The sequence below is a fragment of the Streptomyces sp. ALB3 genome, assembly GCF_044385685.1.
Lineage (GTDB): Bacteria > Actinomycetota > Actinomycetes > Streptomycetales > Streptomycetaceae > Streptomyces.
Genome location: NZ_JBISCE010000001.1, coordinates 257,012 through 279,119, shown reverse-complemented (window position 1 = coordinate 279,119; position 22,108 = coordinate 257,012). Strand labels below are relative to the sequence as shown.

The following is a 22,108-nucleotide window of genomic DNA, read 5'->3' as shown; positions in this document are numbered from 1 at the left end:
GTCCTCCCGAGCGCCCCCGTCCATGCATCCGTGCGCCCCGTGTGCAGGATCGATCCGTCGCGAAGGCCGCACGGACACCCGTAACCCCAGGTGACGACGGGAGTTGAGGGGGCGTGGAAGAGCCCATCGGAGTGACGGAAGCCGCACAGGTCCCCCGGCAGCGAGGTGCACACCTGCTCGAGGCCGCCGCCTGGTACGCCCAGGAACGCCACTGGGACGTGTTCCCGGGCACCTGGCTGGAGACCGTCGGCGGGGCGGAGCGCTGCTCGTGCGGCGACGCCGGCTGCGCCGCCCCCGGAGCGCATCCGACCCGGGCGGACTGGGCGGGCCAGGCGACGGGCAGCGCCGCCGCCGCCCGCCGCATGTGGTCGGGACAGCCCGGGTCCTCGGTGCTCATGCCGGCCGGCCGGACCTTCGACGCACTCGACGTGCCGGAGTCCGCCGGTTTCCTGGCGTCGGCCAGGATGGAACGGATGGGCCTCACGCTCGGCCCGGTGACCCGCACCCCGGACCGCCGGATGCTGTTCTTCGTCCTGCCGGGCGCCGCGGCCAAGGCGCCGGGGCTCGTGCGACGACTGGGCTGGGAAGCCGCTGCGATCGGCCTGGTGGGGCGCGGTGAGGGCGACTACGTGGCCGGACCGCCCACCCGGCTGGCCGGGCGCGGGGCCGTGCAGTGGGCCCGCCGGCCCTCCCGGACCAACCTGTGGCTGCCCGACGCCGACGAGCTGATCGGCCCGCTCGCCTACGCCTGCGCGCGGGAGGCCGCCGACGCGCGCGCACGCCTTTCGTAGGGTGGTCCCCACATACGGGGACTTCGAAGGGCAGTGCGATGCCGGACCAGGCGGACAGTGCGGGCGTAACGGGGACGGCGGGTGGGGCTCCGACGCCTCCGCCCGCTGTACGGGTGGAGGGACTGTGGAAGCGGTTCGGCGAGCAGGTGGCGGTAGCCGGGATCGATCTGGAGCTGCCGGCCGGCAAGTTCGTCGGACTGGTGGGTCCCAACGGCGCGGGCAAGACCACCACCCTCTCGATGGTGACCGGTCTGCTCAGGCCTGACATGGGCCGGATCGAGGTCGCGGGCCACGACGTGTGGCGGGACCCGGTCGAGGTGAAGTCCCGGATCGGGGTGCTCCCTGAGGGGCTGCGGCTCTTCGAGCGCCTGTCGGGACGCGAACTCCTCGGCTACACGGGCCGGTTGCGCGGCCTCCCCGGTGCCGAGGTGGACAAGCGGGCCACCCAGCTGCTCGACGTCCTGGATCTCGCGGGGGCCCAGCACAAGCTGGTCGTGGACTACTCGACCGGGATGCGCAAGAAGATAGGGCTCGCGGCGGCGCTGCTCCACAACCCTGAGGTCCTCTTCCTCGACGAACCGTTCGAGGGCGTCGACCCGGTGTCGGCGCAGACCATCCGCGGGGTGCTGGAGCGGTACACCCGCTCCGGCGCGACCGTGGTCTTCTCCAGCCATGTGATGGAGCTCGTCGAGTCCCTCTGCGACTGGGTGGCCGTCATGGCGGCGGGCCGGATCCGCGCCCAGGGCACGCTGACCGAGGTGCGCGGCGAGGCGGCCTCCCTTCAGGCCGCCTTCCTCGAACTGGTCGGCGCGGGCACCCGGGACACCGGGGAGTCCCTGGACTGGCTGGGCGGTGCCCGATGACGGTGCTGGACGCCCCCGCGGGTTCCGCCGTCCCGGCCGTCCCGGGTCAGGGCCTCACCCCCGTCTTCGTGCGCCTCAAGCTGACGCTGCTGCGCAACGGACTGCGTCAGTCGTCAGGGCGGCGGGCGGCCTACGTCGCCTCGCTGGTGGTCACCGTGCTGCTCACGGCGGGCCAGGTGGCCGGCCTGATCGCCCTGCGCGGCCACGCGCAGGCGGGCACGCTGGTGGTGCTGCTGGCCGCGGTGGTGGCGGTGGGCTGGGCGGTGATGCCGCTGTTCTTCCCGAGCGGCGACGAGACCCTCGACCCGAGCCGGCTGGTGATGCTGCCGCTGCGGCCCCGCCCGCTGATCGGGGCCCTGCTGGTGGCCTCGCTGATCGGTATCGGCCCGCTCTTCACGGCGGCCCTGGCGTTCGGTTCGGTGCTCGCGGTGGCGCACGGCGTGGCCGCGGTGCTGTTCGGGGTGGTCGCCGTGCCGCTGACCCTGCTCGTGTGCGTGGCGCTGGCGCGGTCCGTCGCCACGGCGAACATCCGGCTGCTGACCTCGCGCAAGGGCCGCGACCTCGCGGTGCTCAGCGGACTGGTGATCGCGGTGGGCATCCAGTTCGTCAACTTCGGTGCGCAGCGCCTCGGACGGGCGGGCGGGCTGTCGTCGCTCGAACCGGTCGCGGACGTGGTGCGCTGGCTGCCGCCGGCCTCGGCGCTCGGTGCGGTCGGGTCCGCCTCCGAGGGGGCGTACGGGGCGGCGCTCGTCCAGCTGCTCGTCTCGGTGCTCGCGCTGGGCGGACTGTTGTGGCTGTGGCAGCGGAGCCTGACGAAGCTGATGACGTCGCCGGACGGTTCCACGATCGCCGCGGCCGAACCGTCGGCCGGCCGCTCGGGCGCGGACCGCTCCGGCCTCTTCTCGCTGCTTCCCGAGGGGCGCACGGGCACGGTGATGCGGCGGAGTCTGCGGTACGTCGTGCGGGACCCGAAGACCAAGGCGTCCTGGGTGACCGCGCTGGCCATCGGCCTGATCGTGCCGGTGCTGAACGCCGTGCAGGGGTCCGGGTCGGTCTACTTCGCGTGCTTCGCGGCCGGAATGCTCGGCATGCAGATGTACAACCAGTTCGGGCAGGACACCTCCGCCTTCTGGATGGTGGCGTTGTCGGTCTCCTCGACCCGTGACGCCTATCTCGAACTGCGGGCGCGCGCGCTGGCCCTGCTGCTGATCACCCTGCCGTACACGGTCCTGGTCACGGTGGTGACCGCGGCGGTGCTCGGGGACTGGGCGGCGCTGCCGGGAGTCATGGGTCTGTCGTTCGCCCTGCTCGGGGCGATGCTGGCGACGGGCGCCCTGGCCTCGGCGATGTTCCCGTACTCGATCCCGCAGGACGGGGCGTTCAAGAACGTCGTACCGGGGCAGGCCGGCCTCGCCTGGATCTCCATCCTCGGCGGCATGGTGGCGTCCGCGGTGCTGAGCGCGCCCGTGATCGGGCTGACGGTCTGGCTGCACGTGGCGGACCGTCAGGACCAGTTGTGGCTGCTGCTGCCGGTGGGTGCGGTGTACGGGGCGTTCATCGGGTGGCTGGGCGTACGGCTGGCGGCGCCGCGCACGGCGGACCGGCTGCCGGAGATCCTGGCCGCGGTCAGCAAGGGCTGAGGAACCGCTCCGGGGCACAGGGCCGAGGAGCCGCCGGGGCGTGCGAGCGCGTGCGGCTCCGCACCCCGGCCGCTCGCGGCTGCGCGGGCGTACGGGGCGGGCGGCCGGGAGGCGCGGCACCGGCCGGCGGGAGCCGGTCAGGGGCTGACGGGCTCCCGGTCACCCCGGGACCCCTCGGCGAGCTGCTCCAGGAAGGGCTCCACCGCCCTGCGCCAGCCCTCCGGCCGGGCGTAGTGGACGAGATGGCCGGCGTCCTCCACCTCGGCGTACTGCCCGCGCGGCAGGACGCGGACCATCTCCTGGGCTTCGGCCCTGCCCAGCTCCCCGTCGATCCCGCGCAGGACCAGGGTGGGGCAGCGCACCTGGGCCAGCTCCTCCCAGTGGGCGTCGTGGACCCAGGTGGCCCGGGACGTCAGCATCTGCTCCTGGGAGAAGACGGGCCGCCAGCCGTCCGCGCTCTCGGCCATCACCTCCGCGAAGAACTCACCGCGGGAGGGATTCGGCCGCTCGACCCAGGGATCGTCCTCCCCGAACCACTTCCGCACCTCCGCGAGGGTGGCGAAGGGAAGGGGCCAGGTCTTGAACCAGTCCTCCCACTCGCGCTGCGAGGCCGCCCCGAGCGCGGAGGCCCGCATGTCGCAGATGATCAGCGCCTTGACGAGATCGGGGCGCTTCGCCGCCAGCTGCCACGCGGTGAGCGCGCCCATCGAGTGGCCGATGAGGGTGACGGGGCCGAGGTCGAGCTGTTCGATCGCGGCCTCGGCGTCCGCGACGTAGGCGTCGCGGGTGTAGGGCCCGTCGGCCGGCTTGTCGCTGCGCCCGTGGCCCCGCTGGTCGAGGCCAACAGGGCGGTGGCGTTCGGAGAGCCAGCGGGCGGTGGGGGCCCAGTGCGCGGCCCGTCCCATCAGGCCGTGCAGCATTAAGATCCCGGGGGCGTGCCCGCCCTCCGGGCGCCCTCCGGGCGGATGCGCGAACTCCCAGGCCGCGAGGCGTACGCCCTCCGACCCGGTCACATCGATGCGCCGCACCATAGGTAATGGCACCCCCTTCTGGTCCTCGATCACCGTGCGTCCGTGCGCACCAGACTATCGAACTCTTATTCGAAAACTCGCTTCGGGCTCGCAACTTCCCACGTTCGAGTGACAGCGGTTCAGGATTGATGACGGCCCCTCAGGGGAGACCTTCTCCGGGAAGCGGACCACTCGGGGACAGGGGTCCGCGGGGACTGACCTCGGGAGCTCGGGGCTCCAGGTCAGCGAAGGGGAGGACCGGCCCCGGCACCTTCGGGCGCCGGGGCCGTCCCATGTCCGGGAAGAAGCGGGCCCGCGCCGGCGACCGGCCGCGAGAACCGCCCGGCCGGCCACCGCCGAGGCGTGCCGGAAACCGACGGGAGCAGCCAGGTGGCCACTCGGGGCCGGCCGAAGGGACACCGGAGCGGGACGGCGGGACGCCGGGACGGCCCGGTGGGGCGGCGGGGTGATCCGGGTGCCCCTCGGGGCCGCGAGGGCGCCCGCCGGCGGACGGACGCCGGAACGCCGGGCAGTCACCACACGGTGCGCGTGCCAGTGCGACGGGCGCATTCCCTGCTCCCTCCCCGACCGCCCGGCACGATCTGCCGGCGCCCTCAGGTCATATGCCTGGCCACAGCCTGGCACGCGTTTCGCCCGGGCGCTGCGATTCCGGGCGGAAAACAGAAAGCGGGCCAACCGGCTCAGATCTGCACGTGCATCCGCACCGGATGCCGCACATGCACACGGGCGTCAGCGCCCGTGAAGGCCCAGCTCAGCGCTTCGCGACGAACACGTGCGAGGCGACCTCGGCGTTGAGCTCGGCCGCCTCACCGCTGGAGCCGACCAGCACCCCGCCGGCCGACTCGGTCACGCTGACGACGGAACCGGGCTGCACGCCGGCACGCCGCAGCGTGTACATCAGCTGGGCGTCCGTCTGGATCGGCTCACCGATGCGGCGCACCACCACGGTCTTGCCCTCGGTGCCCGGGTCGAGGTCGGACAGGCTCACCATGCCCTCGTCCAGGAACGGGTCGGCCTCGGCCGTCTCGCCCAGCTCCTCCAGGCCGGGGATGGGATTGCCGTACGGGGACTCCGTCGGGTGCCGCAGCAGCTCCAGTACCCGGCGCTCCACGGCCTCGCTCATCACGTGCTCCCAGCGGCACGCCTCCGCGTGGACCTGCTCCCACTCCAGGCCGATGACGTCGACGAGCAGACACTCGGCGAGCCGGTGCTTGCGCATCACCCGGGTCGCCAGGCGCCGCCCCTCCTCGGTCAGCTCCAGATGGCGGTCACCCGCGACCTGGACCAGCCCGTCCCGCTCCATGCGCGCCACCGTCTGGCTGACCGTCGGACCACTCTGGTCCAGCCGTTCGGCGATGCGGGCGCGCATGGGGACCACGCCTTCCTCTTCGAGCTCGAGGATGGTGCGGAGATACATCTCCGTGGTGTCGATCAGTCCGGACATACGTGCCCCTCGATGCTGTGACAGAAGTCGTCGTGCGATGGCCCTGCACCAATTCTGACGCATGGCGCCGACAACCGTGCCCCGCCGTCTCAAGTCAGTGCTGGCAGCCGGGCCCTGGCGCTATTGACAGCCCACTGGTCCAGACCGCAACGTGATCCGCGACACGGGACCTCCCTCGGGGCCCCGACCCCCGCAGGAAAGGCCTCCTCGATGAGCGACAGCAAGCTCGCCGGTCAGTTCTTCGACGCAGCGATCGGCCTGCTGGAGCGGGTGCGCGACGAGGAGTCCGGGGCGATCGCCGCCGCGGGGGCCGCGATCGCCGACACCGTCGCCGCGGGCGGCCGGCTCTTCGCCTTCGGCGCCGGGCACTCCTCGCTCGCCGCGCAGGACGTCGTCTACCGGGCGGGCGGTCTCGCCCTGATGAACCTGCTCGCCGTGCCCGGCACCCTCGGTGTCGACGTCATGCCGGCCACGCTCGGCTCCGCGCTGGAACGGGTGGACGGTCTCGCGAGTGCCGTGCTCGACGCCGGCCCGGCCCGTGCCGGGGACCTCCTCGTCATCATCTCCCTGTCCGGTCGCAACGCCCTGCCCGTGGAGATGGCTCAGAACGCGCGGGCGCTGGGACTGACGGTCGTCGGGGTCACCTCGGTCGCGTACACCAAGGGCACCAGGTCGAGGCACGCGTCGGGCGGGTCCCTCCGGGACCACTGCGACATCGTCCTGGACAGCAAGATCGCGATCGGGGACGCGGAGCTGCGGACGGAGGGTGTCGACGCGCCGTTCGCGCCCGCGTCGACGGTCGTCACCAGTGCGCTGATGCAGGCCATGATGGCCGCCGCGGCGGAGGAGCTCGTCGCCCGGGGGATCGAACCGCCGCTGCTGCGCTCGGGCAACGTCGACGGCGGGCACGAGTGGAACGGGCGCGTGATGAGCGAGTACGGCGACCGCATCTTCTACCGGCACTGACCTCCCCCGGCCCCGGACCGCGCCTCCCGCCGGGGCGGAGGCCGACGCGGGGACGGGCGGGAAGGGGGGGCGGACCGGGCTCAGGCGCCGGGCCCGGCCGTCAGACGGGCCAGGTCGACCGCCGAGGCGACGCGGACCGCCACACTCTCCGCGTACATCACGTCCGGGCGCTCGAACGCCCGGCGGTTCGCCGCCCGCAGGAAGGTCACCACACCCAGCGTCCGCCCCCGGCTCCGCAGCACCGCGCACAGGGCGTGCACCGCGTCGCCCGGCCACTGGTGCTCCACCGCCCACGCCTTGTCCGCACCGGCCGGCGCGGCGGCACGGACCGTACCCGTGCGTTCCAGAGCCCGGAGGGCAGGGTGTCCCGGCGCGTACCGCACCGGGAGCGGGCCGCCGGAGACCGGCAGGCAGGGCCCAGGCGCGTCGGACGGCGTGGCAGCGGCCCGCACGAGCCGCTCCCCCGCCGCGAGGTCCGCCAGCAGGTCGACGACCACGTGGTCGGCGAATCCCGCGAGGGCGTAGTCCAGCGACGTGGTCGCCGCCTCCATCGGGTCCTCGCACTCCGCCGCCTGGCGGGCCGCCCGGTGCAGCTGGTTCGCGCGGAAACGCACCCGGTCCGCGTCCTGCTCCGCGAGCTTCGCCGCGGTGACGTCCCGGAACAGCCAGCCGACCCCGAGCGGAACCGGTTCTTCCGCAAGCGGCGAGGTCAGCCGGAGGAATCCGCTGCGCCAGCAGCGCCGCCGGTCCCCCTCGGCGGTCCGCAGGGTCACCCACAGCTCGGCGGGGGCGGACGGCGCGCCCTCGGCGAGGACGTGCTGCAGGGCGCCCTCCAGGTCCTCGACGCCCTGCACGATCAGCTCCCCCAGCGGGCGGCCCAGCAGCGCGGTGCGCCCGCCGCCCAGCGCCCGGGCCGCGTAGGCGTTGACCACGGTCGGGCGCAGGTCGACGTCGACCGCGACCACCCCCCACGACGCGTCCTCGAACAGGGCCTCGCTGAGCGCGATGGACCGCTCCAGGTCGATCTGCGCGTGCACCTCGCTGAACGCGCAGTACACCCCGGCGGGCTTCCCGTCCTCGCCACGCACCCCCGACGACTGGGTCCGCACGAGAACGCGCCCGCCGTCCTTGCGCAGCAGCGCGAACTCGTGGACCTGCCGGCCCGGTGCGTCCATGGCGGCCATCAGCCGTCCCCGCACGTCCCCCGCGTCCGCGCTGCGCACGGCCCAGCCCGCGAAGCCGCGCCGCCCCACGGCCTCGGAGGCGCTCCAGCCGAGGATCCTCTCGGCCTCACGGTTCCAGTGGGTGATGGTGCCGTACGCGTCGAACGCGCACAGCGCGGCGTCCATCCCGTCGAGCAGCGCGGCGAGCAGCTGGGACCCCGGGACCGCCGGCGACGGCTCCCGCTCGGGGTCCTCGTCGGGACCGAGCGCGTCGGTGGTGCCGGTGCTCCTGGAAGCACTCACTCCGTACCTCCCGCAGGGCGTGTTCCGCTTCGCGTTCCGCATTGCCGCACGTCAGACCATTGAACTCGAACGTGAGCCACCACACAGCCACTTCCAGGAAATCCGGCGTCCACCCGGGTCCCGTTAATTCACTTGTGCGGCCACGGGGCGGTTCCTAGGCTGTGGGTACACGTTGAAAGGAGGTGATCCGAAAAGTGCAGTCTTATCGGATTCGTGAGGTGGCTGCGGGCTGACAGCCCGTCGTCGCACCAAGTGCACCTCGGCAGGCTGTCTGCCGAAACCCAAGCAGTCACCGACCCGCAGGCTCGCCGGTAAGTCCGGCCGGCTCCTCCGCGAGGGGGGACCAGAGCCTGCGGGTTTCTGCGTGTCCCGGCCCGGACGCGCGGAGCCGGCCCGCCTCCCGCACCGTCCGGCGGGGAGGCGGGCCGACAAGGGTCACGGGCAGAGCCGCTCCACCCGCCAGGCGGCGTCCGGGCTCTCCCGAACGTACCGCAGCCTGTCGTGCAGCCGGTTCTCCCGGCCCTGCCAGAACTCGATCGCCTCCGGCACGACGCGGAAACCGCCCCACTGCGGCGGCGCGGGGACCTTCTCGCCCTCCGGGTAACGGGCGGCGAGCTCTTCGTAACGGGCGGTGAGCTCCTCGCGGGAGCCGACCACCGTCGACTGGTCGCTCGCCCAGGCCCCGAGCTGGGAGCCGTGGGGGCGGGTGCGGAAGTAGGCGACCGTCTCCTCGCGCCCGACACGTGCGGCGGTGCCGCTGACGATGACCTGTCGGGCGAGCGGGTGCCAGGGGAAGAGCAGCGAGACGTACGGGTTGGCCGTCAGTTCGCGGCCCTTGCGGGACCCGTAGTTGGTGAAGAACACGAAGCCGCGCTCGTCGTAGTGCTTCAGCAGCACCGTCCTCGACGAGGGCCGGCCCCGGGAGTCGGCGGTGGAGACCACCATCGCGTTCGGCTCGTGGAGCGCGCCGCCCCCGGCCACCTGGCGGAACCAGTGCGCGAACTGGTCCATGGGGTCTGCGGCGAGGTCCTTCTCGGTGAAGTCCTCGGAGCGGTACTGCTCGCGCATCGCGGCCGGATCGGTGGTGCAATCGGATGACGGGGTGCGAGAGGAGGCGGAAGCGGAAGACGGAGTGGCATCTGCTGTGGGCACGGGGCCATCCTGCCGCAGCGGGCCGGTCTCCCCGCGGGAGGGGCGTGACCGCGGTCCGCGGGCCGGGAGGCTGTGCCGGACGTCACCCTTCCCCACGTCGTGGTAACCCGCCAGTATTCGTGGACAGGCCTTCGTGGCCGTCGTACAGCCGCCGAGTCGAGGGAGCCGCCCGATGTCCGACTTCGTACCCGGACTTGAAGGAGTCGTCGCGTTCGAGACGGAGATCGCCGAGCCCGACAAGGAAGGCGGCTCGCTCCGTTACCGCGGCGTCGACATCGAGGACCTCGTCGGCCATGTGTCGTTCGGCAACGTCTGGGGTCTGCTGGTGGACGGGGCGTTCAACCCGGGCCTGCCGCCCGCCGAGCCGTTCCCGATCCCCGTGCACAGCGGTGACATCCGCGTCGACGTGCAGTCCGCGCTCGCCATGCTGGCACCGGTGTGGGGCCTTAAGCCGCTGCTCGACATCGACGAGGAGACGGCGCGCAACGACCTGGCCCGGGCCGCCGTGATGGCCCTCTCGTACGTGGCCCAGTCGGCGCGGGGCCAGGGGCTGCCGATGGTCCCGCAGAGCGAGATCGACAAGGCCGGGTCCGTGGTCGAGCGCTTCATGATCCGCTGGCGCGGTGAGCCGGACCCGAAGCACGTCAAGGCCGTCGACGCCTACTGGACGTCGGCCGCCGAGCACGGGATGAACGCCTCGACGTTCACCGCCCGTGTCATCGCGTCGACCGGGGCGGACGTCTCGGCGGCGCTGTCCGGGGCGGTGGGCGCGATGTCCGGCCCGCTGCACGGCGGGGCGCCGTCCCGGGTGCTCGGCATGATCGAGGAGATCGAGCGGACGGGTGACGCCAGGGCGTACGTGAAGCAGGCGCTCGACAAAGGTGAGCGCCTCATGGGCTTCGGCCACCGCGTCTACCGCGCCGAGGACCCCCGCGCCCGCGTGCTGCGCCGCACGGCCCGCGAGCTGGCCGCGCCGCGTTACGAGGTGGCGGAGGCCCTGGAGAAGGCGGCCCTGGAGGAGCTCCACGCCCGCCGTCCGGACCGCGTCCTGGCGACGAACGTCGAGTTCTGGGCGGCGATCGTGCTGGACTTCGCCGAGGTCCCCGCGCACATGTTCACGTCGATGTTCAGCTGCGCCCGCACGGCGGGCTGGTCGGCGCACATCCTGGAGCAGAAGCGGACCGGCCGCCTCGTGCGCCCTTCGGCCACGTACGTCGGCCCGGGTTCCCGCGACCCCCGTTCGATCGAGGGGTACGACCAGCTCGCGGACCTGGGGAACTGAGCGGCGGGGGTGGCCGTGGGGGGTCCCACGGCCACCCGGCGCGCGCTGCCCCCGCCCGGGTGGTCACCGGACCGGCGCGGGGACGACGCCTCAGTCCTCGGTGGTGCGCGGGACGGTCAGTCCAGTACGTCGTCCAGCAGCGCCGCCCACTGCCCCACGACCCTGTCCCGGCGGACGGTGTCGTCGGTCAGCAGGTTGGCGAGGCCCAGGCCCCGGGCCATGTCGAGGAGGCCTTGGACCGTCTCGCGGACCCCGGGCCGCGTCTCGTCGGCGCGCAGGAGCTCCACGGCGATGCGGTGGGTCTCGCGGCCCACACGGGCCTCCAGCTCGGTGACGCGGGGCCTCAGCTGGGCCTCGTTCGAGGCGGCGACCCAGAGCTGGAGCGCGGCGCGGAAGAGCGGCCCGGTGTACAGGTCGACGAGCGCGGCGACGACCTCGGCGCGCCCCTGGACGGGCAGGGCGCGCAGGGCGGCGGAGCGTTCCTCGGCGACGTACTCGACGGCGCCGGTGAAAAGGTCCTCCCGGGTGGGGAAGTGGTGCTGGGCGGCGCCCCGCGAGACCCCGGCGTGTTCGGCGACGACGGAGACGGTGGAGCCCGCCCAGCCGTGTTCGGCGAGGCAGGCGACCGCCGATGCCAGGAGCCGCTGCCGGGTGGCGCGGCTCCTGTCCTGCTTCGGGGGTGTCACAGCACCCATGCGGGATCCCGTCGTTCCAGGAAGGCCGTCATCCCCTCCCGTGCCGCGTCGGTGGCGAAGAGCGCTGCGGAGCGGGCGACGAGGTCTTCGGTGTGGCTGTCGAAACTCCGCAGCACAGTAGCCGTGACCAGCTCCTTCGATGCGGCCAGCCCCTGCGGTGACGCTCTGCGCAGTCCGTCCAGTACTGGTTCGAGTGCCTTGTCCGCATCGTCGGCGGCGGCACTCACCAGGCCGATCCGCGCCGCTTCCGCCGCGTCGAAGCGTTCCCCGGTGAGGTAGTAGCGGGCCGCCGCGCGTGGGTCGAGGCGGGGCAGCAGGGGCAGGGAGATCACGGCGGGAGCGAGGCCCAGGCGGGACTCGGTGAGGGCGAACGAGGACTCGGGTCCCGCGACGGAGATGTCGCACGCCCCGAGGAGCCCGAGGCCGCCGGCCCGCACGTGCCCGGTGACCCGGGCGACGACGGGTTTGGGCAGGGCGACGACGCGCCGCATGAGGGCGACGAGGTCGTGCGGATCGGGCGGCGCGGTGAGGTCGGCGCCCGCGCAGAACGTGTTGCCGGTGTGGGTGAGGAGCACGGCTCGCACGGCGTCGTCGGCCGCGCAGGCGTCGAGGGCCTCGGTGAGCTCGCCGACGAGCCGTGCGCTCAGGGCGTTGCGGTTGGCCGGGGAGTCGAGGGTGAGGGTGGTGATCCCGCGCTCGTGGACCGGGGGTGCCAGGGTCATCGCGGCTTCTCCCGGTCGCGCAGCTCACGCCGCAGGATCTTGCCGGAGACCGCGCGGGGGACGGCCTCGATGAACTCGGCCTGTCTGACCTTCCTGTACGGGGAGACGCGTTCGGCGACGTAGGCCATGACGTCCTCCGCCGTGAGGTCCCCGGCGCCGGACGCCCGGACCAGGTAGGCCTTGGGGACCTCGTTGCCGTCGGCGTCGTGGACGCCGATGACGGCGGCGTCGGCGATCGAGGGGTGGGTGAGGAGGAGTGCCTCCAGGTCCGCGGGGGCGACCTGGTAGCCCTTGTACTTGATGAGTTCCTTGACCCGGTCGACGACGTACAGCCAGCCGTCCGCGTCGACCCGGCCGACGTCCCCGGTGTGCAGCCACCCGTCGGCGTCGATCATGGCGTCGGTGGCGTCGGGCCGGCCCAGGTAGCCCTTCATCACCTGGGGGCCGCGGATGAGGATCTCGCCGTCGGCGCCGGCCCCGGCGTCGACGCCCGGGTCGGTGAGCGAGACGATGCGCATCTCCGTACCGGGCAGGAGCTTCCCGACGGTGCCGGGCGGCGGGTCCTCCACGTCGAGGGGCACGACATGGGTCCCGGGCGAGAGTTCCGTCATCCCGTACGCCTGCCGTACGGCGGGGACGCCGAGCCGGTTGGAGCAGGCGGCGGCGAGTCCGGCGTCCAGGGGAGCGGCGGCGCTGACGACGTATTCCAGCGACGAGAGGTCGTAGTCGCCCACGAGCGGGTGCTTGGCGAGGGCCAGGACGATGGGCGGGGCGACGTACAGGCCGGTGATGCGGTGCGTCTGGATCGCACCGAGGAACTGGGCGAGGTCGAAGCGGGGCAGGACCACGACCGTGGCCCCGTAGCGCAGCGGCCCGCTTCATGAGGGCCGTGAGCCCGTAGATGTGGAAGAAGGGGAGGACCGCCAGGATGCGGTCGCTCTCGCCGAGGGGGACGAAGGGCCGCAGCTGCTCCAGGTTGGTGGCGATGGAGCGGTGGGTGAGCATGACGCCCTTGGGGGTGCCCGTGGTGCCGGAGGAGTACGGGAGGACGGCGATGTCCTCGGCCGGGTCGAAGGCGATCTCGGGTTCGGGGGCGGTGGAGCCCAGCATGTCGAGCACGGAGGTGTGGCCCTCCGCCTGGTCGCACACGTAGATCTCCTGGATGCCTCCCGCGAGGCCGGCCGCCCGGCGGGCGACGTCGAGGAGCGGGGACACGGTGACGATCCAGCGGGCCTCGGAGTCCTTGAGCTGTTTGGCGAACTCCTCGGCGGTGGCGAGCGGGTGGATCGTGGTGACGGTGGCGCCGGCCCGGGTCGCCCCGTAGAAGACGGCCGGGTAGGCGATCGTGTTGGGGCTGTGCAGGGCGAGGACGTCGCCCTTGCGCAGGCCCGCCGCGGCGAGGTGGGCGGCGACGCGCCGGTGGAAGGTGTCGAGCTGGGCGTACGTGACGCTCGTCCCGTCGGTCCCGTCGATCAGGGCGGGGGTGTCACCGAAGTCCGCGGCATGGCCGAGGACGGCTTCGTGGATGGGTGTTTCGAGGGGCTGGACGTCTGCGTACTCGCTGTGGAACACCATGGCGGTCCCCTTCGACGCGGGTGGAGAGCCAGAATCGCCCCTGCGGGGGCGGATGGGGAGACCCGGAACGTGACCGAAGGCGTCAGTACGACTTCGGGAGGCCGAGGGTCTGGTGGGAGACGTAGTTGAGGATCATTTCCCGGCTGACCGGTGCGATGCGGGAGACACGCGCGGCCGTGATCAGGGAGGCGAGCCCGTACTCACGGGTGAGGCCGTTTCCGCCCAGGGTGTGGACGGCCTGGTCGACGGCCCGGACGCAGGCCTCGGCGGCGGCGTACTTGGCCATGTTGGCGGCCTCGCCCGCGCCCGTGTCGTCGCCGTCGTCGCAGAGCTTCGCGGCCTTCTGCATCATCAGCCGGGCGAGCTCGAGCTCGATGTGCGCCTGGGCGAGCGGATGGGCGATGGCCTGGTGGGCGCCGATGGGCGCGCCCTTCCAGACGGTGCGGGTCCTCGCGTAGTCCACGGCCCGTTCGAGGGCGTAGCGGCCCATGCCGATGGAGAAGGCGGCGCCCATGACGCGCTCCGGGTTCAGACCGGCGAAGAGCTGGAGCAGGCCCGTGTCCGCGTCCTCGCCGACGAGCGCGTCGGCGGGCAGCCGTACGTCGTCGAGGACCAGCTCGAACTGCTTCTCGGCCGCCTGGAGTTCCATGTCGATCTGCGTGCGGGAGAAGCCCGGGGCGTCGCGGGGGACGATGAAGAGGCAGGGCTTGAGGCTGCCGGAGCGTGCGTCCTCGGTGCGGCCGACGACGAGCGTGGCGTCGGAGATGTCGACGCCGGAGATGAAGACCTTGCGGCCGCTGAGGATCCACCCCTCGCCGTCCCGGCGTGCCGTGGTGGTGATGCGGTGGGAGTTGGAGCCTGCGTCGGGCTCGGTGATGCCGAACGACATGGTCAGGGAGCCGTCGGAGAGGCCGGGGAGCCAGGTCCGTTTCTGGGCCTCGGTGCCGAAGCGCGCGATGACGGTGCCGCAGATCGCCGGGGACACGACCAGCATGAGGAGGGGGCTGCCGGCGGCTCCCAGCTCCTCCAGGACGATGGAGAGCTCGGCCATGCCGCCGCCCCCGCCGCCGTACTCCTCGGGCAGGTTCACGCCGAGGTAGCCGAGCTTGCCCGCCTCCTCCCACAGCTCGCGGGGGTGCTCGCCCTTGCGGGCGAGCCCGGTGCTGTAGGCGCGGCCGAAGCGCCTGCCGAGGCCGGCGACGGCGGCGCGGAGGGCCTGGTGCTCCGGGGTTTCGAGGACGGTGCTCATCGGGTCGTCTCCTCCTGGTGCGCGGGGGCTTCCGCGGGTGAGTCCTGTACGACGGCGAGCAGTGCGCCGACCTCGACCTGGAGTCCGGGGGCGGCGTGGAGCGCGGTGAGGGTGCCGGAGGCGGGGGCGAGGACGCGGTGTTCCATCTTCATCGCCTCCAGCCAGATGAGTGGCTGCCCCGCCTCGACGGCGGCGCCGGGCGCGAGTCCGTCGGCGAGACGGACGACGGTGCCGGGCATGGGGGCGAGCAGGGAGCCGGGTTCGGTGCGGTCTCCGGGGTCCGTGAAGCGGGGCAGGGCGGTGAAGGTGTACGCGCCGGCGGCCGTGTCCACGTGGACCCGGGTGCCGTGGACGGTGACCCTGTGGTGCCGGGTCACGCCGCCGGTTTCGAGGGTGACCGCGCCGGGCCCTGCGGCGAGTACCCGCTCGCCGGTGCAGGGGACGGGAGTGCCGTCCCGGCCCGTGCGGTAGGTGATCTCGTGCTCGCTGCCGTCGGGCTCGGCCCGGTAGCGCCTGGTCTGCGGCTGCGAGGGGAGGTTGCGCCACGCGCCGAACCTGGTGGTGCCCGCTCCGCCCCCGGAGGCGGCCGCACCCGCAGCCGACGCGAGCGCGGCGGCGGTGGCCGCGAGACGGCGGGCGGCGTCCTCGCCGGGAGTCCCGGTCGCGGTCAGGGCGGCCAGGTGCCGGTCGTAGAAGCCGGTGTCGAGGCGCCCCCCGACGAAGTCCGGGTGGCGCAGGGAGCGTACGAGGAGTTCGCGGTTGGTGACCGGGCCGTGGATGCGGGCGCGTTCGAGGGCACGGGCGAGGAGCCGGACGGCTTCGGTGCGGGTGGGGGCGTGTGCGATGACCTTGGCGATCATGGGGTCGTAGTGGACTCCGACGGTGTCGCCGCCGGTGTATCCGGTGTCGAGGCGGATACCGGGTTCGTCGGGCAGCTCCAGCGTGAGCAGTGCTCCGGTCTGCGGCTGCCAGTCACGTGCCGGGTCCTCCGCGTACAGCCGTGCCTCCACGGCGTGTCCGACGGGCTGCGGCGGCTCGGTGGAGGGCAGGGCCCCGCCCTCCGCGATCCGCAGTTGCAGGGCGACGAGGTCGATGCCGAACACCGCTTCGGTGACGGGGTGTTCCACCTGGAGGCGGGTGTTCATCTCCAGGAAGTACGGGCTCCCTCCGGCCGATACGAGGAACTCGACCGTTCCCGCGCCCCGGTAGCCCACCGCCAGCGACGCGGCCACGGCCGCGTCGCGCAGCCGCCGGCGGAGCCCGTCGTCGAGGCCCGGTGCGGGGGCCTCCTCGACGACCTTCTGGTGGCGTCGCTGGAGGGAGCAGTCCCGGGTGCCGAGCGCCCAGACCCCGCCCCGTCCGTCCGCCATGATCTGGACCTCGACGTGCCGGCCTCGTTCGACGTACGGCTCGGCGAAGACCTCCCCATCCCCGAAGGCACCGGCGGCCTCGGCGGAGGCGGCGGTCAACTCCGCCGGGAGCGACCCGAGTTCCCGTACGATCCGCATCCCGCGCCCGCCGCCGCCCGCCGCCGCCTTCAGCAGGAGGGGCAGATCGGCGGCGGTGGCGCTCCCGGGGTCGACCGGGGCGAGCAGCGGTACGCCGGCGGCGGCCATCAGCTCCTTGGCCCGGGTCTTGGACGCCATCAGTTCGACGGCCTCGACCGGCGGCCCCACCCATACGAGGCCCGCGTCCCGCACGGCACGGGCGAACCCGGCGTTCTCCGAGAGGAAGCCGTACCCCGGATGGACGGCGTCGGCGCCCGCCGCGAGCGCGGCGGCGACGACGAGGTCGCCGCGCAGATACGTGTCGGCCGGCGCGGCACCGGGCAGGCGTACGGCGGTGTCGGCCTCCCTCACGTGCAGGGCGCCGGCGTCCGCGTCGGAGTACACCGCGACGGTGGCGATGCCCAGTTCGCGGCAGGTGCGGAAGATCCGGCAGGCGATCTCGCCCCGGTTCGCGACGAGGAGTGCGGTGATCATCGGTTGCCTCACATCCGGAAGACGCCGAAGCCGCGCGCGCCTTCGACCGGTGCCGTGTGGATCGCGGACAGGCACATCCCGAGGACGGTCCTGGTGTCGCGGGGGTCGATGACCCCGTCGTCGTACAGCCGCCCCGAGAGGAACATCGGCAGGGACTCGGACTCGATCTGCTGCTCCACCATGGCCCGCAGGCCGGCGTCGGCCTCGTCGTCGTAGGGCAGCCCCTTCGCGGCGGAGGAGGCGCGTGCGACGAGGGAGAGGACGCCCGCGAGCTGCTGGGGGCCCATGACGGCCGACTTGCTGCTGGGCCAGGCGAAGAGGAAGCGGGGGTCGTAGGCCCGCCCGCACATGCCGTAGTGCCCGGCGCCGTAGGAGGCGCCCATCAGCACGGACAGGTGGGGGACCCGGGAGTTCGACACCGCGTTGATCATCATCGCGCCGTGCTTGATGATCCCGCCCTGTTCGTACGCCTTGCCGACCATGTAGCCCGTCGTGTTGTGCAGGAAGAGGAGCGGGATGTCGCGCTGGTTGGCGAGCTGGATGAACTGGGCGGCCTTCTGCGACTCCTCGCTGAACAGCACGCCCTGCGCGTTGGCGAGGACGCCGACGGGATAGCCGTGCAGGCGCGCCCACCCGGTGACCAGGCTCGTCCCGTAGAGGGGCTTGAAGGCGTCGAAGTCCGAGCCGTCGACGAGCCGGGCGATGACCTCGCGGGGGTCGAAGGGCGTCCTGAGGTCCCCGGGGACGATCCCGATCAGCTCGTCCTCGTCGTACTCCGGCGGTGCGGCGGGGCCCGGATCCGGGTGCGCCTTGCGCCAGTTGAGCCGGGCCACGATGCGACGGGCCTGGTGCAGGGCGTCGTGCTCGTCGACGGCGTAGTGGTCGGCGAGACCGGAGGTGCGGGCGTGCATCTCGGCGCCGCCCAGCGACTCGTCGTCGCTCTCCTCACCGGTGGCCATCTTCACCAGGGGCGGTCCGCCGAGGAAGACCTTGGACCGCTCCTTGATCATGACGGTGTGGTCGGACATGCCGGGGACGTACGCGCCTCCGGCCGTCGAGTTGCCGAACACCACGGCCACGGTGGGGATGCCGGCGGCGGAGAGCCGGGTCAGGTCACGGAACAGCGCCCCGCCGGGGATGAAGATCTCCTTCTGCGAGGGCAGGTCGGCGCCCCCGGACTCCACCAGCGAGACGCACGGCAGCCGGTTGGCGAAGGCGATCTCGTTGGCGCGCAGCGCCTTCCTCAGGGTCCAGGGGTTCGAGGCGCCGCCGCGCACCGTGGGGTCGTTGGCGGTGATCAGGCACTCCACCCCGGACACGGTCCCGATGCCGGTGACGAGGGAGGCGCCGACCGTGTGGTCGCTGCCCCAGGCGGCGAGCGGCGACAGCTCCAGGAAGGGGGTGTCCGGGTCGACCAGCAGCTCGATCCGCTCGCGGGCGAGGAGTTTCCCGCGCTCCCGGTGGCGGGTGACGTACTTCTCGCCGCCACCCGCCAGGGCCTTGGCGTGCTCGGCGTCCAGCTCGGCGAGCTTCGCGAGCATCGCCTCACGGTGGGCGGCGTACTCGGGCCCCTCGGTGTCGAGTGCGGTGGGCAGGACGGTCACGCGTGCACCTCCGGTCGGTCGAGCAGCTGTACGGGGACGGGGACGTGCCGGGACCGCAGCCACTCCCCCAGCGCCTTCGCCTGCGGATCGAAGCGCGCCTGCGCGGCGACGCCTTCGCCGAGGAGGCCGTGGACGACGAAGTTGAGTGCCCGCAGCCCGGGCAGGACATGGCGTACGACGACGAGTCCCGCGGTCTCCGGCAGCAGTTCCCCGAACCGCGCGACGGTCAGCTCGTGGGCCAGCCACCGCCAGGCTTCATCCGTGCGGACCCACACCCCGACGTTGGCGTCCCCGCCCTTGTCCCCGCTGCGGGCGCCCGCCACGTGGCCGAGGGGAACGGTGCGGGTGGACCCGGCGGGCAGCGGGTCGGGCAGGGCCGGTTCCGCCACCTCCTCCAGGTCCCGGTACGGGCCTGCCGACGGGATCGCCTCCCGGGTCCCGTCGGGCAGCACGGCGATGTGCTCGACCTCGGCGACCGGCACGTGGGCCGCCTCGAACACGCCGTACGGAGCGCCCTTCCCGGGCGGGGCCGTCACATGGAACCCCGGGTAGCTGCCGAGGGCCAGCTCGACGGCGGCCCCGGACACGGCGCGGCCGACGGCATCCGGGTCCGGGTCGCGCACGACGAGCCGGAGCAGGGCGCTCGCGGTCTCCTCGGTGCCGGCGTCGGCCCGGTCGGTGCGGGCGAGCTCCCACCGGACGTCGGCGGGCGCCGGCCCGCCCCGGCCGAGGGCGTCGGTGAACTGTTCGCGCACGAGCCGTGCCTTGGCCTCGATGTCGAGTCCGGTCAGCACGAAGACGACCTCGTTGCGCCACCCGCCGAGCCGGTTGAGCCCGACCTTCAGCGTGGGAGGCGGCGCCTCCCCGCGTACCCCGCCGATCCGCACCCGGTCGGGGCCGTCCCGCGTCAGCCGCACGGTGTCGAGCCGGGCGGTGACGTCGGGTCCGGCGTAGCGGGCTCCCCCCGTCTCGTACAGCAGCTGCGCGGTGACGGTACCGACGTCGACGACGCCGCCGGTGCCGTCGTGCTTGGTGATGACGCTGCTGCCGTCCTCGTGGATCTCGGCGAGCGGGAAGCCGGGCCGTCGGACGTCGTGCTCGCGGAAGAAGGCGTAGTTGCCCCCGGTGGCCTGGGTCCCGCACTCCAGGACGTGCCCGGCGACGACGGCCCCGGCGAGGGCGTCATGGGCGTCCGGTCCCCAGCCGAAGTGTGCGGCGGCGGGCCCGGTGACGAGGGCGGCGTCGGTGACCCGGCCGGTGACGACGACGTCGGCCCCGGCGCGGAGGCAGGCGGCGATGCCCGCACCGCCGAGGTAGGCGTTGGCGGTGAGGCAGCCCTCGGGTACGGGACGGCCGTCACCCTCGACGTGGGCGACGCGCACCGGCACACCGGTGCGGTCCGCCAGCTCCCGCACGGCGTCGGCGAGCCCGGCCGGGTTCAGTCCGCCGGCGTTGGCGACGATCTTCACGCCCCGCTCGTGGGCGAGTCCGAGGTTCTCCTCCAGCTGCCGGAGGAAGGTCGCGGCGTATCCGCGCTTCGGGTCCTTGAGGCGGCTGCGGCCCAGGATCAGCATGGTGAGTTCGGCGAGGTAGTCCCCGGTGAGGACGTCCAGCGGCCCGTCCGTGAGCATGTCGCGCACGGCGTCGAAGCGGTCGCCGTAGAAGCCGGACGCGTTGCCGACGCGCAGCGGCCGGGTCACCGGCCGGCCTTGGGGGGCCGCCCGGGTCCGGCCGGTCCGGCGAAGGCCTGTGCGATGTCCAGCCACTGCCCGGCGTCGGGGCCGACCGCCTCGACGGCGAGGTCGTCCCGGTGGGCGCGCTGGGTGACGAGCAGGCAGAAGTCGAGGAGCGGGCCGGTGACCCGCTGGGGGGCGTCCTCGGGGCCGTGCACGGTCAGCACGCCGTCCTCGGAGCGCAGCTCGACCCTGAACGGCTCGGCGGGGGGCTGCAGGCCGCGCACCAGGTAGGCGTAGTCCCTGGCCCGTACGCCGATCCTGGCGACGTGCCGCAGCCGGGCGGTCGGCTTCCTGGTCACACCGAGCGCGTCGGCGACGTCCTGGCCGTGGGCCCAGGTCTCCATGAGCCTCGCGGTGGCCATCGACGCGACGCTCATGGGCGGTCCGTACCAGGGAAGCCTCGCCGCGGCGGGCGCCGCGCGCAGGGCCTCCTGGAGCCGGTCCCGCCCTTGCCGCCACTCCACGAGGAGGGCTTCGGGGGTCAGGGCGGTGACGGCCTCCTCGGCGGCCTCGTGGACGAAGGTCCCGGGGGCGGCCAGCGCCTTCTCGACCTCCGCGGCGAAGGCTCCGGGCTCGGTGGCTGCGGTCAGGGCCACGTCGTCGGTCCAGTTGAGGTGGGCGATCTGGTGGGCGACGGTCCACCCCTCGGCGGGGGTCGGTGCCGCCCATGCGTGCGCGCTCAGCCCCGCGACCAGCAGATCGAGTGCGCCGCCCTCCTCCCGCAGGTCGTCGAGCACGGCGGCGGTCACGGCCGTTGCGTCGGGCACGGTGCGCTCCCCTCGGGGCGTGGCGGTGTGTCCCGGAGCATGCCAGCGCCCCGCAAAACAAGCAAGCACGCTTGCATGATTTTCCGGCCCGCCTTCACGCCACCGGCATTTGTACGCCGCCGTGGCCCGCCTTCCGCCCGAGGTGAACGGCTGTCAGCCCGAGGTGAGCGGCTGTCAGCGGGACGGGGCGCCCCGGCCCCGGCCCCGAGAAGGGAGGGCCGGATGCGCGCTCAGCACCCGGGACGTCCCCCGCGGCCCCGCCTCACCGCGTCCCGCCCGTCGCCGGCCGGACGCGCACGTCACTCCGTGCGGTCGCCCTCGGCCTGCGAGGGCTCGGTCCGTGGGACGTCGGGGTGGACCTCGGAGGCCGTGCCGCGTACGCCCGGCTCGTCGTTCTCGCCCTCGGCCTGCGAGGGTGTGTGCGCGTACAGCCCGTCGTACTCGTCGGTTCCCTTTGCGGATCCCATGCGTGGGCTCCTTCCTCCGCTCCCTCCCATCGTGCCCCTCGCGGCCGTCCCCGGCGCGGTGGCGCCGCACGGGCGGGACGGCAGTGCGCCCTACCGCCCCTTCGACGCCGCCTCGGCCATCTTCGCCGTGGTGCTGGCCCCGTCCAGCGCCTCGCGGATGATGTCGGCGTGGCCACTGTGGTGGGCGATCTCGCGGAAGGTGTGCCACAGGACGCGCCGGACGGTCCAGACGACCGGCTCGGGGGGCGACCAGGGGTACGAAGGCAGCGTGACCTCCCGGTCGAGGTCGGTCTCCTCGCGGACCGTACGGTCGAAGGCGTCCGCCGCCGCGTGGAAGGCGTCCAGCAGTCCGGCCACCGTCTCCGCGTCGGTCATCCGGTTGCCGTCGGGGTCGAGGTCCGCCCAGTCGACCTCGGCGGGAGCGGTGCCCTCGACGACGTCCAGCCAGCTTCGCTGCACCTCACCGAGGTGCTTCAGGAGTCCGCCGAGGGTCAGCTCGCTGACCGTCGTCCGGGCGCGGGCCCCGGCCTCGTCGAGTCCCGCGACGGTGTAGAGAAAGTTGGTGCGCTGATCGGTCACGAGCGCGAGCAGATCGTCGCGTTCAGGCATGTGTTCCTCCAGGTCGGCCGTGTCGACCACCCTAGGATCGGATGCCCGGCCGCGCAGGCGGAACGGC

The 22,108-nt window shown here is 73.3% G+C and carries 18 protein-coding genes and 1 pseudogene; 5 read left to right on the top strand and 14 right to left on the bottom strand.

Annotation, left to right across the window (positions count from 1 at the left end):
• Positions 1–113 precede the first annotated feature (113 nt).
• The 3 genes from ACHFIV_RS01410 to ACHFIV_RS01400 are packed head-to-tail and all read left to right on the top strand — an operon-like array spanning position 114 to position 3,294.
• Positions 114–791 (top strand): bifunctional DNA primase/polymerase, encoded by a 678-nt coding sequence (locus ACHFIV_RS01410; protein ID WP_398962255.1) that lies wholly within the window; start codon positions 114–116, stop codon positions 789–791.
• Between the two features lie 38 nt (positions 792–829).
• Positions 830–1,654, top strand: a complete 825-nt coding sequence (locus ACHFIV_RS01405; protein WP_398962252.1) for an ABC transporter ATP-binding protein — start codon at positions 830–832, stop codon at positions 1,652–1,654.
• On the top strand, positions 1,651–3,294 hold the full coding sequence (locus tag ACHFIV_RS01400) for a transporter (protein WP_398962249.1): 1,644 nt from the start codon (positions 1,651–1,653) through the stop codon (positions 3,292–3,294). Before ACHFIV_RS01405 ends, ACHFIV_RS01400 begins: the two co-directional genes overlap by 4 nt.
• Positions 3,295–3,431: 137 nt before the next feature.
• On the opposite strand, the gene ACHFIV_RS01395 is transcribed toward ACHFIV_RS01400, so the two are convergent.
• Together ACHFIV_RS01395 and ACHFIV_RS01390 are read right to left on the bottom strand one after the other, a co-directional pair.
• Positions 3,432–4,325 (bottom strand): alpha/beta fold hydrolase, encoded by an 894-nt coding sequence (locus tag ACHFIV_RS01395; RefSeq protein ID WP_398962246.1) that lies wholly within the window; start codon positions 4,323–4,325, stop codon positions 3,432–3,434.
• Positions 4,326–5,076: 751 nt separating this feature from the next.
• Positions 5,077–5,769, bottom strand: a complete 693-nt coding sequence (locus ACHFIV_RS01390) for a metal-dependent transcriptional regulator (RefSeq protein ID WP_398962243.1) — start codon at positions 5,767–5,769, stop codon at positions 5,077–5,079.
• A gap of 210 nt (positions 5,770–5,979) precedes the next feature.
• Here ACHFIV_RS01390 and ACHFIV_RS01385 point away from each other — a divergent pair, with 210 nt between their 5' ends.
• Positions 5,980–6,735 carry an SIS domain-containing protein gene (locus ACHFIV_RS01385; RefSeq protein WP_398962240.1) on the top strand — a complete coding sequence of 252 codons (756 nt, stop codon included), beginning with the start codon at positions 5,980–5,982 and terminating at the stop codon, positions 6,733–6,735.
• A gap of 80 nt (positions 6,736–6,815) precedes the next feature.
• Here ACHFIV_RS01385 and ACHFIV_RS01380 read toward each other — a convergent pair whose 3' ends face one another.
• Positions 6,816–8,201 (bottom strand): PAS domain-containing protein, encoded by a 1,386-nt coding sequence (locus tag ACHFIV_RS01380; RefSeq protein WP_398962238.1) that lies wholly within the window; start codon positions 8,199–8,201, stop codon positions 6,816–6,818.
• 435 nt (positions 8,202–8,636) lie between these two features.
• Entirely contained in the window at positions 8,637–9,269 is a 633-nt protein-coding gene (pdxH, locus tag ACHFIV_RS01375; RefSeq protein ID WP_398962235.1) for a pyridoxamine 5'-phosphate oxidase, read from the bottom strand.
• Between the two features lie 256 nt (positions 9,270–9,525).
• On the opposite strand from pdxH, the gene ACHFIV_RS01370 reads away from it, so the two are divergent.
• Positions 9,526–10,635: a citrate synthase 2 gene (locus ACHFIV_RS01370; RefSeq protein WP_398962233.1), complete on the top strand. Its 1,110-nt coding sequence runs from the start codon at positions 9,526–9,528 to the stop codon at positions 10,633–10,635.
• A gap of 116 nt (positions 10,636–10,751) precedes the next feature.
• Here ACHFIV_RS01370 and ACHFIV_RS01365 read toward each other — a convergent pair whose 3' ends face one another.
• From ACHFIV_RS01365 to ACHFIV_RS01320, 10 genes and pseudogenes are all read right to left on the bottom strand, one after another.
• Positions 10,752–11,330, bottom strand: a complete 579-nt coding sequence (locus ACHFIV_RS01365) for a TetR/AcrR family transcriptional regulator (RefSeq protein WP_398962230.1) — start codon at positions 11,328–11,330, stop codon at positions 10,752–10,754.
• Entirely contained in the window at positions 11,318–12,052 is a 735-nt protein-coding gene (locus ACHFIV_RS01360) for an enoyl-CoA hydratase family protein (protein ID WP_398962227.1), read from the bottom strand. Before ACHFIV_RS01360 ends, ACHFIV_RS01365 begins: the two co-directional genes overlap by 13 nt.
• Positions 12,049–13,627: pseudogene (locus ACHFIV_RS01355) on the bottom strand (4-coumarate--CoA ligase family protein). Before ACHFIV_RS01355 ends, ACHFIV_RS01360 begins: the two are co-directional and overlap by 4 nt.
• 82 nt (positions 13,628–13,709) lie before the next feature.
• The gene (locus ACHFIV_RS01350; protein ID WP_398962224.1) at positions 13,710–14,876 is read right to left on the bottom strand and encodes an acyl-CoA dehydrogenase family protein; all 1,167 of its coding nucleotides are present in this window, start codon (positions 14,874–14,876) and stop codon (positions 13,710–13,712) included.
• Positions 14,873–16,858, bottom strand: a complete 1,986-nt coding sequence (locus ACHFIV_RS01345; RefSeq protein WP_398962221.1) for an acetyl/propionyl/methylcrotonyl-CoA carboxylase subunit alpha — start codon at positions 16,856–16,858, stop codon at positions 14,873–14,875. Before ACHFIV_RS01345 ends, ACHFIV_RS01350 begins: the two co-directional genes overlap by 4 nt.
• Positions 16,859–16,866: 8 nt before the next feature.
• Positions 16,867–18,462: an acyl-CoA carboxylase subunit beta gene (locus ACHFIV_RS01340; RefSeq protein ID WP_398962219.1), complete on the bottom strand. Its 1,596-nt coding sequence runs from the start codon at positions 18,460–18,462 to the stop codon at positions 16,867–16,869.
• Positions 18,459–20,162, bottom strand: coding sequence for an acyclic terpene utilization AtuA family protein (locus ACHFIV_RS01335; protein ID WP_398962216.1), 1,704 nt, complete (start codon positions 20,160–20,162; stop codon positions 18,459–18,461). The genes ACHFIV_RS01340 and ACHFIV_RS01335 overlap by 4 nt, the downstream gene beginning before the upstream one ends.
• Positions 20,159–20,965, bottom strand: a complete 807-nt coding sequence (locus ACHFIV_RS01330) for a TIGR03084 family metal-binding protein (protein ID WP_398962213.1) — start codon at positions 20,963–20,965, stop codon at positions 20,159–20,161. The genes ACHFIV_RS01335 and ACHFIV_RS01330 overlap by 4 nt, the downstream gene beginning before the upstream one ends.
• A gap of 299 nt (positions 20,966–21,264) precedes the next feature.
• Entirely contained in the window at positions 21,265–21,432 is a 168-nt protein-coding gene (locus ACHFIV_RS01325; RefSeq protein WP_398962210.1) for a hypothetical protein, read from the bottom strand.
• Positions 21,433–21,522: 90 nt separating this feature from the next.
• Positions 21,523–22,041, bottom strand: a complete 519-nt coding sequence (locus tag ACHFIV_RS01320) for a DinB family protein (RefSeq protein WP_398962208.1) — start codon at positions 22,039–22,041, stop codon at positions 21,523–21,525.
• Positions 22,042–22,108 lie beyond the last annotated feature (67 nt).